The following is a 13,233-nucleotide window of genomic DNA, read 5'->3' on the forward strand; positions in this document are numbered from 1 at the left end:
GTGTGCAGCAAACTTAGTCTCGAAGATGTGTGTGATGAACGGGCGGGGCCGACAAAACAAAGGCGACAACGGACAAACTGACGGCGGCGTACCGAGGCCGACGGGCTCGTCGGTGTCAGCCGGCACGCCCCGACAGCTCCTAGCTCCGGCCCCCATGCCAAAGCATGCGGCCGGGGTCATCGCGCTGTTCGAAGCAGACTACTTGGCCTGTGCCGCCTTTTTGATCACGTCGGCAACGGCCTGCGGCTGCGACATGAATACCGCGTGACTTGCCTTTACCTCCGTGACATCGGCGCCTGCGCGCTTGTACATCCAACGCTCAAGGTCGGGGCTCAGCGCTTTATCTTCGGTCGCCAAAATCGCGAATGCCGGCTTGTCGTGCCAAGCAGCCTTCTTAGTCGCCGTGGAAAAGGCCTTGACGGCTGCCGGCATCTGGGAGATCGCCATGAATGCCGACGTTTCGGCGGGCAAGTCGGCGGCAAAGTCCTCGGCAAATTTAGCAGGCTCTAGGTATAGGTAGCCATCCTTGGTTGCCTTGACGTCGTCATTGGGTGCCGGCATCGTCTTGGCCAGAGACAAAACGCTGTCACCGACGTCGGGCATCAAGGCCGCGACATAAACCAGAGACTTGACCTTCGGATCATTGCCGGCATCGGTGATGATCTGGCCGCCGTAGCTGTGGCCGACGAGCACGACAGGCCCATCCTGTAGATCCAAGATACGTTGGGTTGCCTGGATATCGTCCTCAAGGCTTGTCTCCGGCTGCTGGACGACGCTGACCTTGAAACCGTCCTTGATCAGCAATTCGGCGACGGCTTTCCAGCCTGTGCCATCGGCATAGGCGCCGTGCACAAGCACGATATTCTTTATGCCATCAGTTGCGGCCGCGACCGGTCCGACCGAAAGAGCGGTTGTTGCCAGCAGCAATGCGGACCCGGCAAATAAAAGAAATTTAGACATTGGGCTATCCTTAAAAGTTTGAAAGAAACCTGACGTTAACATTCGCAATAAACATTATCGCGATAATCACATTTGTAGACCTTAGAACTGACTTGTCTAGCTAATATTTGTCGTGATAAATAATTTGTGATTAGTCGTGAGAAATTGGATTGACCGCCATGACCCTAGAAGACCAGCTCTGCTTTGCGCTCTATAGCGCCACGATTTCCATCAATCGCGCCTACAAGCCGATCCTTGACCAGCTGGAAATTACCTACCCTCAGTACCTCGTCCTCAGCACGTTATGGGAAGAGGACGGCCGCAAGATTGGTAACATCGCCAGTCGTTTAACGCTTGATCCAAGTACCATCACGCCGCTGATGAAACGATTGGAAAAGGCTGGATTTGTCACACGTAAGCGTAACGACGTCGACGAGCGGCAGGTGCATGTCTTCTTGACAGAGGCTGGCAGAGCGCTTCAAGACAAGTCCAAATGCTTGGGCGAAACACTTGCTGCAGCGTCCGGCATGAAACTTGAGCAGCTGGATCACATCACCAGCCAACTCCACGATTTTTGCTCCAGCGTGGATGCATACACCCAGACTAAATAACGCCCGATCCTCTGCCAAAATTGAAAGAAACAACATGATCGCGCGGTCCGTTATTACGCAGCTGAAATCCGCCATTTGGTGGAACTACAGGGACATTTACGCTGCAGCGCGATAGCCGGTGACATCAAAACCGGTGCTAGGGAAATGGTCGGTTGGATGACCATTACCGACACGCACCATGCAGCCTTGCAGGGCGCGTAAAGGCGTGCTCGAAAAATGCGTCTGTCACCGCCCCAAGCGATGTCTTGCGCCCGCGGCCTCGCCGCTGCTGCGGCATGAAAAGTACGATCGGGGCGTAGGCCTTGATGTAAGCGGCCGGTGCTTCGCCGAGCGTTGCGGATGCCAGGTCAATCTGGGAACACACCATAATTGGTTTGTCAGTTGTGCCCTGTACTTTGTCCATTCCGCCAATCACTGCTCCTGCGGATGTGGGCTATCAGTGGAAGCCAGACGTCGGGCAGGCGCCCGACGTCTGTAAACGGCTTGAGCTTCAATTTTTCCTGGCCTTTGACAGTTGTCGCGCAACGATTGAACCGCGCCATGTTGCGCCGGCGTTTGTACTTTCCGAGGCCGTTACAATGACAACCGCATCCAGGTCTGGGACTGCAGCATCACGTATCAGTGCGGTCTCTTTGAACAACAAAACGCGACCTTAACAAGGATACCCAAATGAGAAATCCACGACACGAACTTCTTATCGACATCCCGGTGAAGCTCGCCCAGGTCAAGGTGGTCTTCAGCATCGGCGCGCTGGCATTCGAAGGCGACTTGCCAGCCTCCCTCTTCCACTTGGAGCTTATCGCCGGCGACGTCACGGACTGGAACGCGACATCGAACATTGTCGCTGTGTTCCATACTAATGCGGGCCATGTGGCACTTCATGATCAGGCCTATAATGCCGATCGGAATATTTCTACGGGTAATCCATATAAGGAGCTCGTTGCCGCCCTTGTCGAGCAGGGTGTCCACATGGAGCTGTGCGGCGCGACCGCGAAAGCACATGGGTGGGGCAACTTGGACTTGCTGCCTGATTTTCAGGTTAACACCGACGCGATGGCGCGAACGATCCAACTGGTGCAGGAAGGTTTTGTCAAAGTTTCTGAGTAGGCCGGCACTTCTGCTGCTGCTTTTGACGCGCTTATCGTGGCGTCGCCGCGTGGACAGGCCGACGGTATTCGGTAAGCCTGGCGATTTTCCTGACATGATGAATTATTGATGATTGTGCTGATGGTACACACCGCAACTTAACGCTCCCGCCTTCGATCTTCTAACTCTCACTGAGACGAGCGGTCCCGCGCGGGTCGGTGGTTCCTCATGCCCACAAAGGACGTTCAGATGGACGATAAATACTCCAAGAAGCGACTCACGACAGCTGCAGGCACTCCAGTTCCGGATAATTTTAATATCCAGACAGCAGGCAGGCGCGGTCCGGCACTTCTGCAAGACGTTTGGCTTATGGAAAAGCTCGCGCATTTCGACCGGGAAGTTATTCCTGAGCGTCGTATGCATGCGAAAGGTTCCGGAGCTTACGGGACTTTCACGGTTACGCATGACGTCACGAGATACACAAAGGCGATGATGTTTTCCGAAATCGGTAAGCGAACCCCGATGTTCACGCGCTTTTCCTCGGTCGCGGGAGAACGGGGTGCTGCCGACGCCGAACGTGACATCCGCGGCTTTGCGATGAAGTTTTACACGGAGCAGGGCAACTGGGATCTGGTTGGTAACAATACCCCGGTGTTTTTCTTCCGTGATCCTCTTCGATTTCCAGACCTCAACCACGCGATCAAGCGTGACCCGCGCACCGGAATGAGGAGTGCGGAGAACAACTGGGACTTCTGGACGATGCTTCCGGAGGCGTTGCACCAGATTACAATCGTCATGAGCGACCGTGGTATTCCTAAAAGCTTCCGGAACATGCACGGCTTCGGCAGCCATACGTACAGCTTAATCAACGCCGCTAACGAGCGGTTCTGGGTGAAGTTCACGTTTAAAACCCAGCAGGGCATCGAAAATCTCACGGATGAGGAGGCGATAGCGCTCATTGGCAACGATCGTGAGACGCATCAGCGCGATCTATATGAGAATATCGAGAGGGGAAATTTTCCGAAGTGGACCCTCTTCATTCAGCTAATGCCTGAAAAAGATGCTCATCATCACTCCGTCAATCCGTTCGATCTCACGAAGGTTTGGCCGCATGGCGATTATCCCTTGATCGAAGTTGGGGAGTTTGAGTTGAACCGCAACCCCGAGAACTTCTTCGCAGAAGTCGAACAATCGTCGTTCGCCCCCTCGCACATCGTGCCAGGTATTAGTTTTTCACCGGACAAAATGCTTCAGGCGCGTCTGTTCTCCTACGCGGATGCGGCCAATTACCGTCTCGGCGTCAACCATCATCAGATTCCGGTTAATGCTCCAAAATGTCCGTATCATTCGTATCATCGCGACGGAGCGATGCGCGTGGATGGAAACCATGGAGGTACCACCAGTTATGTTCCCAACTCTCGGGGCGACTGGGACGAACAGCCAGACTTCAGTGAACCGCCGCTCGCGATTGAGGGCGCTGCTACCCATTGGGATCATCGCGTTGACGACGATCACTATGAACAGCCCGGAAATCTCTTTCGCAACATGAACGAAGACCAGCAACAGGTTTTGTTTGATAACACAGCGCGCGCAATGAAGGGCGTCTCGCCGGCTATCCAGGATCGACACATCGCCAACTGCCTGAAAGCGGACCCGAGGTACGGCGCCGGTGTAACTGCGGCGCTGTCCCTCATGAAAAAGGCATCTTTTATCGAGGATTTTAACGCTTAGCAGTCGGCAAAGTACAGCCTGCTCGCGAGCGTTAGCAACATATTTTTCGATAAATATTTAATGTCAGTACAAAAGGTACGCAGATGGCAAACATTACACTTTGGGGATTTGACGGCTCCACTTACGTTAGAACAATCCGAATGGTTCTTTCGGAGAAGAATTTCACGGACTTCCGACAAGTTCCTTTGAACGTTTTGAAAGGTGAACCAAAATCCCCAGACCACCTGCTGCGCCATCCTTTTGGCAAGGTGCCTGTTCTCGATTACAACGGCATAAGGCTACTGGAAACCGCAGCGATAGCGCGCTTTCTTAACGACGTTTTGCCGGGAAAGTCCTTGATACCCAGAGACGTAAATGATCGCGCGCGAATGGACATGGTCATCGGCATCATTGATTCCTACGGCTATGCGTCGCTTATCGGAGGTGTCTCTGCGTACCATTTATTCCCCGATTTCGCCGGCGGAAAAAGCGAGGAGAGACGTGCAAGCGGCATCGAAGCTGGCCGGAAGGTCATAGAATTCGCGATGACAACGCGGATGCAGTCGAAGTTCATTTCGGGGGGAAAATTAGGACTGGCCGATCTTTACCTCGCGCCCCTCGCTTTTTACGTCTCACTGACACCGGATAAAGATGTTGTGTTCGACGTGCCCGGGTTTGATGACTGGTGGAATACCATGCAGAAACTGCCGAGCTACAAAAGCACCCAACCAAGTTTCGAATGACAAGCGTTACCCGCAAGTTCACCTTCACATCGAACAAGTGCATAATATGCCACGGCAGTCATTTTGATTTTGTCAATTCCTATAAATCCCAACAGTTTAGCGTACATCTGGCCCAGATCGGCAGTTCGATTCCACTCAAGGCGTATGAAGCGGGTGCAGACCGAAAGCGGGCACAGATAGTGGCGACTTGCTTTGCCGTTGTATCGTCCAGCGCAGTCGACGAGCCAATAGGCGAGTCAGCAGTCAGGAGTTGACGACCTTAGTCCGCATCTTGTCGCGATACAGGCCACGATAACGTGCAGGTGACTGGCCAAGGACGCGCCGGAAGCTGGCGGCAAAAGCGCTGTCAGACGCGTAGCCGATCCCTCGCGCGACCTCAAGACGCCGGAACAAGGGGCAGCAACGAGCGTCTGGGCAGCAACGCGGCCCGAACTCAACGGTATCGGTGGTGTCTATTGCGAAGATTGCGCGGTCGCCCTGCCGCAGGCGGAAACGGATGGCAGCAAAGGCGTGGCGCCTTGGGCCATGGACCCACAGGCAGCTGAACGGCTCTGGCTGCTTTCGGAGCAATTGACTGGCCTGTCACTGGGTGATCGTTTGGACTGAGCCTTTAAAGCGCGCAGGCAATGGACGGCGATTCCTCTTGGGATGGCCGTCCATACAGCACCGGGCCGCATTTACAGGCATTCAAAATAGGGATACCATGTATCCTTAATTGCAATCCGAGGTCCCCATCGCATGATACTCAAAAGCCAAGTCGAATGGGCACTCCACTGTTGCGCGATTCTAGCGGGCCTGCCTGACGGGCGATATCTGTCGACCAAGGCGCTGGCAGAGCTGCATGGGCTTCCGAAGGAATATCTATCAAAGGCACTTCAGAGCCTGTCACACGCAGGCCTTGTCCATACGACGCTTGGCCCTTTGGGCGGCTATCGCCTGGCAAGGGCACCGGCAGAGCTGACATTTCTTGATGTCGTCGAAGCAGTGGAGGGGAGCGGTCGGACCTTCGTCTGTCAGAACATCCGAGCCAACAACCCGTGCCGACCCAAGGGCTTCTGTGACAGCGGTTCGTGTGCGATTGCACGGATCATGTGGGAAGCTGACGAAGCGTGGCGGACGGCGCTCCGGAAGGCTACGTTTGCAGACCTCGGGAAAACGCTGGAGCAGGAGATCGACCCGGGCATCTGGGCCGGAACCTTCGACTGGGTGCTAAAGCGCGCGGGGTAGGCCGCCGACCGATCCAGATTTCTCCATCTTGTCGCCCAGGCTGGGCACGACGAGATAGGCTTGTGCCGGCATTGCAAAGCCAAGACCTTGGGTCGCGCAGTGTTGGCTGGCGACATCGATGATCTCGTTGCGCGCCGGCACTCGGTTGGCAGGACTGGTGACGCGGAACAGCAATTCGACATCGATTGCGATCGCATCAATGCCCTTGAACGCCACGACGGGCTTGGGCTCCTGAACAATGAACCGGCAATCCTCCAGTGCAGACACCAAAATTGCTTCAATGGCGGATGGCTGTCGGTCGGCTGCAATGCGGATAGCCAATACGACCAGGTGCGATTCATCCGGTCGCGTCAGGTTGGTGAGACTGAGTTTGGCGAGTGCGCTGTTGGGGAGAACAACAACATTATGTGCCGGCGTCAGGATCTGTGTCGAGCGCCAGTTGTTCTGGATGACGCGTCCCTCTGTGCCGTCGCCTAGCTGGATCCAGTCTCCGATCGTAAACGGGCGACCCAGTGTGAGGGCCAAGCCGGAGAACAGGTCGCCCAAGGTGTTCTGGAGGGCAAGGCCGAGGATGATGGCAACCACGCCGGAGGTGGCGACGAGCGTTCCGATCGGTGCGCCGAACACGAAGCCGATAATGCAAAGCGCAACACCTAGATAAACGCCGGCGACGATCAGATCCTGGATCAGTCTCGCCTCCTGCGGTCGACGGTCGAGCGCAATGTAGAGGCGTACGAAGCCGATCGTTGCCCAGGCGAGGTGGACCCACCAGAGAACGCGCGCGGATTTCCCGAGATAGGCGGTAAGCCCTTCAATATCTCCCGTCGTCACTCGAAACGGAAGGATCCCCTGCGACAAGAACGTCGCAGTCATGGTCGCAAAGAACAGGATCTGGACGATGAGGCGCGCCGTTGGTCGATCCTTGCCCTGAACATGCCAGACAAGGATGCCGATCACGCCCACGATATCGACGATTGCGAATGCCAGTGCGGACAGGTCAACGGCCATGGCAGGTCACTCCAGACTTGAAGGACAAAAGGGACCGGATGCGGCGACGGCATCCGGTCCTTGTTGAGATCTCTACTTCTTGATCGGGTAGGTCAGTTCCTTTTGATTGGTATCGACCACGAAGACGGCGAGAAGCTTGGCGGGCTTCGTGTCGCTGCCGTTCTTGCTGACGCCGTGGCGGTCGCCCGGGAGTTCGGAGAAGTGTTCTCCAGCCTTGTATTCCCTGACCGGACCGTCATTGACCTGGCTGAGGATCGATCCCTCCAGCACGGTGGCGTAGATGAAGGCGCTGTCCGGGTGCGTATGCGCGTCGGAATACCCACCCGGACCGTACTCGACCAGAACGCCCTTGAGGCTTTTGCCCGGCAGATTCGGCAGCTCGTGTTCATAGACGAGGGTGACCTTCGATGCTGAACCGCCACCCGGTGCGTCATGCGCAATCGCGGTTACTGACGTGACGATGGCGATCGCCACCGCGGAAATGGTTTTTCTGATCATGACATTCTTCCTTCGTGATTGCGGAGTGGGATTTCACTTGCGAGGAGCGGTGGCGAACCACTGTTCAAAACCGATCTTGCCGAGCTGCGGATTGTTGTCGGAAACAAGCGTGCGTTCTTCCAGGCGGGCGCCGAAGTATTTGGCTTGCGGATCGGCAACGACCTGTCGGGTGTCTCCCGTCGCTTCCATATAGCGGGCGACCAGTTCGTTCAGCGGGAAGCGCTTCGGTCCGGCGATCTCGATCAAACCGTTGACCGGGGGGGCAAGCGCCACGTCAGCCATCGCATCCGCGACATCGTCGGAGGCGATGGGTTGCACGAAGGCCGGCGACAGATGCACCTTGCCTTCAACCAGGGCGGACTGCGCGATGCCGCCGAGAAACTCCATGAACTGGGTTGAGTGAACGATCGTGTAGGGAATGCCGGCCTCGCGGATCAGCTTCTCCTGCGCCAGCTTGGCGCGGAAGTATCCGCTTTCCTGGAGCTTGTCCGTTCCGACGACGGAGAGCGCGATGTGGTGCTTCACGCCAGCCGCCTTTTCGGCAGCGAGCAGATTGCGGCCTGAGGTCTCGAAGAACTCCATCACTGCCTTGTCCTCGAAGGATGGGGAATTGGCGAGATCGAGAACCACATCCGTTCCCGCCAGCGCCTCGGTCAGCCCCTCGCCGGTAATGGTGTTGACGCCGGTATTGGGAGAGGCGGCGATCACTTCAATGCCTTTTGCCCGAAGGCGGTCGGTGGTCTTCGAACCGATCAGGCCGGTTCCGCCGATGATGACGATTTTCATGGTCGTTCCTCCGTCAGCCGTGCTGACATCGTGTGGTTGTTGATGCGGCGCAGATGTCTGCGGACCTCAGCTGAGGCCAGCCTTGTCGAGGCCGTAGAGCTTGTCGGCCGAGCCGGGCACGGCCTTGAAGGCAATGCTGACGCGGTTCCAGGCGTTGATGGTCATGATGGAGAAGGTGAGGTCGGACACTTCCTTCTCCGAGAGCTGGCCGCGGACACGCTCGTAAAGCTCGTCCGGAATGCCGCCTTCAGGCAGCTCGGTAACGGCTTCGGTCCAAGCAAGGGCTGCGCGTTCGCGGGGAGCGAACAGGTTGGATTCTCGCCAGATCGAAACGTGATAGAGGCGAAGTTCGCTTTCGCCGTGGATCTTGGCTTCCTTGACGTGCATGTCGAGGCAGAAGGCGCAGCCATTGATCTGCGATGCACGGATATTGACGAGATCGCGGATCGACTGCTCGATGACGCTGTCTTTCAGCGACAGGCTGAGCTCGGATATCTTCTTGAAAAACTCGGGGGACTGGGCTGCGTAGTTGAGGCGCTGTGTCATGGCTTTCTCCGTGATTAAGGACTCATGTTATCCTTATGGATATTTAATATCCGTAATTGCTGGACAGGCAACCAGAACCAGCCTAAGCTTTCGGCATAACGCTTATTTCAAATGGTATGAGCAGAGGGGGAGCTGGATGGACGTGGTCTCAGCATTGAGGACATTCTTGCGCGTAGCCGAGACTGGGTCATTCTCTGCGGCGGCACTGGATCTCGGTCTGACCCAGCCGGCGGTGTCGCGGCAGGTCTCATCGCTTGAGGAGCATTACAGTACGCGGCTGTTCCACCGCTCTACCAACGCCCTCTCCCTGACAGTCGAGGGCGAGCAGATGATTTCGATGGCGCAGAAGGTTATCGATGCTGTGGAAGCGCTGGGCGAAACCGCGTCGGCTGATGGCGCCATCGCTTCCGGAAAAGTCAGGATTAGTCTGCCGGCAGCGCTCGGCCTCTACATCAGCGACCGGCTTCCTGCCTTCTTGAAGGATTGTCATAGCCTGTCCGTTGACGTCCTCTTTTGCGAACAGTCTTCGGACCTGGTCGGCGAGGGGATCGATCTCGAAGTCCGCCTCGGTGAGGTGACCGATAGCAGTCTGATCTGTCGCCGGATCGGCTGGACGACAGCCTTCCATGTTGCCGCACCCAGTTATATCCAGAGGCGGGGTATGCCCAACCATCTGCTTGAGATACCCGATCATGATTGCATCTGCTACAATCGTGGCGGTGAGGGGCGGTCCTGGAGTTTTTTGAATGGCGCCGACATCGAAAGGGTTAAGGTCACCCCGAGGATGATCTTCAACAATACCGGAGCGGTGCATCGCGCCGCGCTCGCCGGCGGCGGACTGGCTGTGCTGTCTCACATTCTTGCTGGCGATGACATCGCTGCGGGGCGCTTGGTCAAAGTGATGCCGGCCTTTCCGCCAGTGCGGTTGCCGATCACCATTGTCTACGCCTCACGCCGCAATCTTCCGCTGCGTGTCCGTGCTGTTCTGGATTTCCTGGTCGATGCCGTTGGTGAGGATGTATTGATGGGCACGGCCGAGGCGGCTGCTTGACCTCACGGCAGACCGGTCAAGGCTGACTAACCGCGATGTGGGATCAGCTTGACGGCGGGCCGTGGCGATACGTTTTTCCAAGACAGGGTGCGAAATTCGCCGAAGCCGAGTCTCCACCCGCGCGATGGCTCTGGCACTAAAGATGCGCCGAAGATGAGAGCGTGGAATTCTCCTTGAAATCGCCTGGAACTGAGGGTTGCCGGTTCGTATCCCTTCAAGGCGAATACAACAACTAATCGGAGGCTCGGAACATCCAATTTTGCGGCTGCTCTGCAAGTACGGTGGTCGAGAGTTCGTCGACCGACGAACACCCGAGATGACCGAGCGTTGTCCAAAATTCGCGCTGTAGCAATTCCAGCGTCCGACGAACACCGTGCTCGCCATCAGCGGCCATGCCGTAGGCGACAAGCCGTCCGAGGGCTACTGCATTGGCGCCGAGTGCGATCGAGGCCGCAATGTCGCTGCCGCGGCGAATGCCGCTATCGAGAATGATTGGAACATCCTTGCCCACGGCTTTCCGGATCGCCGGCAGGGTTTCCAGCGCGGTTGGCGTACGGTCGATGGTGCGTCCGCCGTAATTCGACACGTAGAGGCCGACCGCGCCGGCATCCAACGACGCTTTTGCGTCCCTTACACTGCAAACGCCTTTGACGATGCAGGGAAGCGAAGACCGCCGGATGACGTTTGCGGCCTGCGCCCAGCTCCATCGCGGCTTGGTGAACTCGAGCAGTTCCTGCAGCGCTGCGGGATCCGACTTGCCGGTGCCGAAGTTCGAGGGCGAGGCCTCGTTGCGCAGCGAGAACCGGTCTTCCATCATTCGTTCCCGCCATTGCCGGATCGGCGAATAGGTGGCGCATATGTAGGTATAGCCCGCCGCCTTGGCGCGCTCGATCATCTCGAGCACGCCATCCTCGTCACCGACGAAAGTCATTTGGAAGACCGAAGCGACCGAAGACGCCTTCGCGATCTCCTCCAGCGAGTGGGAGGCGGCAACCGGCACCATCTGTCGAATGCCGACGGCTGCCGCGGCCCGGCCGATCGCCAGGTGGCCCTGCGGATGAAACACAGCCTCGCCGCCACCGAAGGGAGCGATGAACGCCGGGAAGCTGAGGTCAAAACCGAGCACGGTTGTGCGAGTATCGGGATTGCTGATGCCGGCAAACAGCGGCACCTCAAATCGCACCTTGTCAAAGACCGTGATATTTTCCCTCAACGTCACCTCGTCGCCGGTGCCGCAGGACAGGTAGTTCCAGTCGATATCGGAAAGACGCCGCTTAGCATCGTGATAGATGCCTCGCAGCGTCGTGTATTTCTCCGATGTCGCATAACGGTCGTCGATCCGGTTCCGCTTGTCGCTCATTTCCCTTCTCCCGGTTGAAAGGTTGCAAGGGCGGGTTCACACCCGCCCTTCGTGGAAAATTCAGGCGTCCTTCTTGGCGGCGATCAGGACGATTTCGATGAGCCGCTTGGGATCGCCCAGATCGGCGACGCCGATCGTCGCCCGGGAGGGGAGGTCATCGCCGTCGAGCCAGGCAAGCCATGCCTCATTCATCGCTTCCTTGCCCGACATGTCGGAAAGGTAGATGCGGGCAGAGAGAATGTTGTGCTTGTCGGAACCACATTCTTTCAGCACTTCCTCGAGCTTGGCGCAGGTCTGTTCGGTCTGCTGCTTCATGCCGACGGAAATGTCGCCGGCGGCATGGCCGCCGACATAAAGGACGCCGTTGTGTTCGACGACGCCGTGCATGATGCGGTGTTTGCGGTGACGGGTGATCATGTCATTTTCCTTGTCGAGATGAGGGATCTCCGCCGCGACGTGCAGCGGAGATTGGGAAGAGCAGCGATTGGAGAAGCCTTAATTCAGCTCGCCTTCGGTGCGTAGAGATCGAGCGGGATGTCGGTTGCCTGGCCTGCGGCGATCCTGGCGATCTGGCTTCCGGCAAACGGGCCGATCGTCAGGCCGCCGGCGCCCAGGCCGTTGCCGAGCGTCAGGTTGGCGAAGCCGGGCACGCGGCCGAGAATTGGATTCATCGTTTCGCCGGCCGGACGAAAGCCGATGCGCGTTTCGATCAGCGTCGCATGGGCAAGACCCGGCGCGATCTTAAGGCCCGCGCTCAGGACCTCCATCTCGCCCGCCGCCGTGACGCGGTAGTCGAACCCGGAATTGTTTTCGCGGGTTGCGCCGATTACCACCCGGCTGTCGTCAAAAGCAAGCATGTAGTGACTGCTCATCGGCAGCACGACCGGCCATTTGGCAGTGGCGACACCTGGCAAGCGCAGGTGGACGATCTGCCCCTTCTGCGGCACGACGGGGTGGTGCAGGCCGAGTGGCCGCAGAATCTGCGAGGCCCAGGCACCGGCCGTTACGATGATCTGGTCGGCTGCAATCTCCGCTCCAGTGCTGTCGAGGCAGCCGGCGCGATCGCCATCCGTTCTCAGCGTCACATAGTCGTTGCGAAATTTCGCACCCATCGAAACGGCTGCGCGCACCATGGCGGCAGACAGCAGCCGCGCATCGACGCGGGCGGCACCCGGAATGTGAATCGCATCGAGATCCTCGCGCAGGGGCGGGAAAAGGGCTCGCGCCTCGGCTGGATTGAGATGGCGAACCTCACCGGCTTCCGGCGCGTTCGCGGTGCGACGGGCCACACGGTCCGCCGCAGCGTCGAATTCCGCCCGATCTTCCGCGACGACTAGCGCGCCGACCTTGCCGTACCCGAGATCGGTCTCGCCCCTGGACGTCAGACCGCTAATCAGCCCGTCATAGAAGCGGGTTCCCGCCTCGTAGAGCTTGTACCATTCCGCCTCTTCGACCCTCGTTGCCCAAGGGCAGACGATGCCCGCACCCGCCATGGTGGCCTTGCCCTGATGAGCCTGATCGACGATTTCGACCTCGATACCCTGAGCTGCCAGATGGTAGGCTGCACTGGAGCCAAGGATGCCGGCCCCGATAATCAACACACGCATTTCGAATTCCTGGTGTAAAGTGTCGGAAGCCCGGCGACACCGTCCCCGGGCGATGGTCGTC

General features: G+C 57.7%; 14 protein-coding genes. 6 read left to right on the plus strand and 8 right to left on the minus strand.

Going from position 1 to position 13,233, the window contains the following annotated elements; genetic code table 11:
• Positions 1–198 precede the first annotated feature (198 nt).
• Positions 199–960, minus strand: coding sequence for an alpha/beta hydrolase (locus J3A65_RS22665; RefSeq protein ID WP_209904038.1), 762 nt, complete (start codon positions 958–960; stop codon positions 199–201).
• A gap of 158 nt (positions 961–1,118) precedes the next feature.
• Between J3A65_RS22665 and J3A65_RS22670 the strand changes: the two genes are divergently transcribed.
• The 5 genes from J3A65_RS22670 to J3A65_RS22690 all read left to right on the plus strand — a co-directional run bounded on the left by J3A65_RS22670 (position 1,119) and on the right by J3A65_RS22690 (position 6,316).
• Positions 1,119–1,550 (plus strand): MarR family transcriptional regulator, encoded by a 432-nt coding sequence (locus J3A65_RS22670; RefSeq protein WP_209904040.1) that lies wholly within the window; start codon positions 1,119–1,121, stop codon positions 1,548–1,550.
• Between the two features lie 669 nt (positions 1,551–2,219).
• Positions 2,220–2,657, plus strand: coding sequence for a DsrE family protein (locus J3A65_RS22675; RefSeq protein ID WP_209904043.1), 438 nt, complete (start codon positions 2,220–2,222; stop codon positions 2,655–2,657).
• A 228-nt stretch (positions 2,658–2,885) separates the two neighbouring features.
• Positions 2,886–4,367 carry a catalase gene (locus J3A65_RS22680; RefSeq protein ID WP_209904045.1) on the plus strand — a complete coding sequence of 494 codons (1,482 nt, stop codon included), beginning with the start codon at positions 2,886–2,888 and terminating at the stop codon, positions 4,365–4,367.
• 83 nt (positions 4,368–4,450) lie between these two features.
• On the plus strand, positions 4,451–5,089 hold the full coding sequence (locus J3A65_RS22685) for a glutathione S-transferase family protein (protein ID WP_209904047.1): 639 nt from the start codon (positions 4,451–4,453) through the stop codon (positions 5,087–5,089).
• A gap of 738 nt (positions 5,090–5,827) precedes the next feature.
• A complete protein-coding gene (locus J3A65_RS22690) occupies positions 5,828–6,316 on the plus strand; it encodes an Rrf2 family transcriptional regulator (protein ID WP_209904049.1) in 489 nt (162 codons plus the stop codon).
• Here the strand turns inward: J3A65_RS22690 and J3A65_RS22695 are convergent.
• The 4 genes from J3A65_RS22695 to J3A65_RS22710 all read right to left on the minus strand — a co-directional run bounded on the left by J3A65_RS22695 (position 6,299) and on the right by J3A65_RS22710 (position 9,154).
• Positions 6,299–7,324 carry a mechanosensitive ion channel family protein gene (locus J3A65_RS22695; RefSeq protein ID WP_209904052.1) on the minus strand — a complete coding sequence of 342 codons (1,026 nt, stop codon included), beginning with the start codon at positions 7,322–7,324 and terminating at the stop codon, positions 6,299–6,301. The genes J3A65_RS22690 and J3A65_RS22695 overlap by 18 nt on opposite strands.
• Before the next feature lie 72 nt (positions 7,325–7,396).
• Positions 7,397–7,822: a cupin domain-containing protein gene (locus J3A65_RS22700; RefSeq protein WP_209904054.1), complete on the minus strand. Its 426-nt coding sequence runs from the start codon at positions 7,820–7,822 to the stop codon at positions 7,397–7,399.
• A 33-nt stretch (positions 7,823–7,855) separates the two neighbouring features.
• Positions 7,856–8,608, minus strand: a complete 753-nt coding sequence (locus J3A65_RS22705) for an SDR family oxidoreductase (protein WP_209904057.1) — start codon at positions 8,606–8,608, stop codon at positions 7,856–7,858.
• Positions 8,609–8,674: 66 nt separating this feature from the next.
• A complete protein-coding gene (locus J3A65_RS22710; RefSeq protein ID WP_209904059.1) occupies positions 8,675–9,154 on the minus strand; it encodes a carboxymuconolactone decarboxylase family protein in 480 nt (159 codons plus the stop codon).
• Positions 9,155–9,290: 136 nt separating this feature from the next.
• Between J3A65_RS22710 and J3A65_RS22715 the strand changes: the two genes are divergently transcribed.
• Positions 9,291–10,205 carry a LysR family transcriptional regulator gene (locus J3A65_RS22715; protein ID WP_209904186.1) on the plus strand — a complete coding sequence of 305 codons (915 nt, stop codon included), beginning with the start codon at positions 9,291–9,293 and terminating at the stop codon, positions 10,203–10,205.
• Positions 10,206–10,437: 232 nt separating this feature from the next.
• Here J3A65_RS22715 and J3A65_RS22720 read toward each other — a convergent pair whose 3' ends face one another.
• The 3 genes from J3A65_RS22720 to J3A65_RS22730 all read right to left on the minus strand — a co-directional run bounded on the left by J3A65_RS22720 (position 10,438) and on the right by J3A65_RS22730 (position 13,172).
• Entirely contained in the window at positions 10,438–11,565 is a 1,128-nt protein-coding gene (locus tag J3A65_RS22720; RefSeq protein WP_209904061.1) for an alpha-hydroxy acid oxidase, read from the minus strand.
• A 60-nt stretch (positions 11,566–11,625) separates the two neighbouring features.
• Positions 11,626–11,982, minus strand: a complete 357-nt coding sequence (locus J3A65_RS22725) for a RidA family protein (protein ID WP_209904063.1) — start codon at positions 11,980–11,982, stop codon at positions 11,626–11,628.
• 83 nt (positions 11,983–12,065) lie between these two features.
• A complete protein-coding gene (locus J3A65_RS22730) occupies positions 12,066–13,172 on the minus strand; it encodes an FAD-dependent oxidoreductase (protein ID WP_209904065.1) in 1,107 nt (368 codons plus the stop codon).
• Positions 13,173–13,233 lie beyond the last annotated feature (61 nt).

This window comes from Rhizobium sp. PvP014 (assembly GCF_017876855.1).
Classification (GTDB): Bacteria; Pseudomonadota; Alphaproteobacteria; order Rhizobiales; family Rhizobiaceae; genus Neorhizobium; species Neorhizobium soli.

Coding starts and splice junctions, on each gene's coding strand:
- J3A65_RS22700 (WP_209904054.1), bottom strand. CDS start 7,822: ATGATCAGAAAAACCATTTCCGCGGTGGCGATCGCCATCGTCACGTCA.
- J3A65_RS22720 (WP_209904061.1), bottom strand. CDS start 11,565: ATGAGCGACAAGCGGAACCGGATCGACGACCGTTATGCGACATCGGAG.
- J3A65_RS22725 (WP_209904063.1), bottom strand. CDS start 11,982: ATGATCACCCGTCACCGCAAACACCGCATCATGCACGGCGTCGTCGAA.
- J3A65_RS22675 (WP_209904043.1), top strand. CDS start 2,220: ATGAGAAATCCACGACACGAACTTCTTATCGACATCCCGGTGAAGCTC.
- J3A65_RS22730 (WP_209904065.1), bottom strand. CDS start 13,172: ATGCGTGTGTTGATTATCGGGGCCGGCATCCTTGGCTCCAGTGCAGCC.
- J3A65_RS22710 (WP_209904059.1), bottom strand. CDS start 9,154: ATGACACAGCGCCTCAACTACGCAGCCCAGTCCCCCGAGTTTTTCAAG.
- J3A65_RS22680 (WP_209904045.1), top strand. CDS start 2,886: ATGGACGATAAATACTCCAAGAAGCGACTCACGACAGCTGCAGGCACT.
- J3A65_RS22690 (WP_209904049.1), top strand. CDS start 5,828: ATGATACTCAAAAGCCAAGTCGAATGGGCACTCCACTGTTGCGCGATT.
- J3A65_RS22665 (WP_209904038.1), bottom strand. CDS start 960: ATGTCTAAATTTCTTTTATTTGCCGGGTCCGCATTGCTGCTGGCAACA.
- J3A65_RS22715 (WP_209904186.1), top strand. CDS start 9,291: ATGGACGTGGTCTCAGCATTGAGGACATTCTTGCGCGTAGCCGAGACT.
- J3A65_RS22670 (WP_209904040.1), top strand. CDS start 1,119: ATGACCCTAGAAGACCAGCTCTGCTTTGCGCTCTATAGCGCCACGATT.
- J3A65_RS22695 (WP_209904052.1), bottom strand. CDS start 7,324: ATGGCCGTTGACCTGTCCGCACTGGCATTCGCAATCGTCGATATCGTG.
- J3A65_RS22705 (WP_209904057.1), bottom strand. CDS start 8,608: ATGAAAATCGTCATCATCGGCGGAACCGGCCTGATCGGTTCGAAGACC.
- J3A65_RS22685 (WP_209904047.1), top strand. CDS start 4,451: ATGGCAAACATTACACTTTGGGGATTTGACGGCTCCACTTACGTTAGA.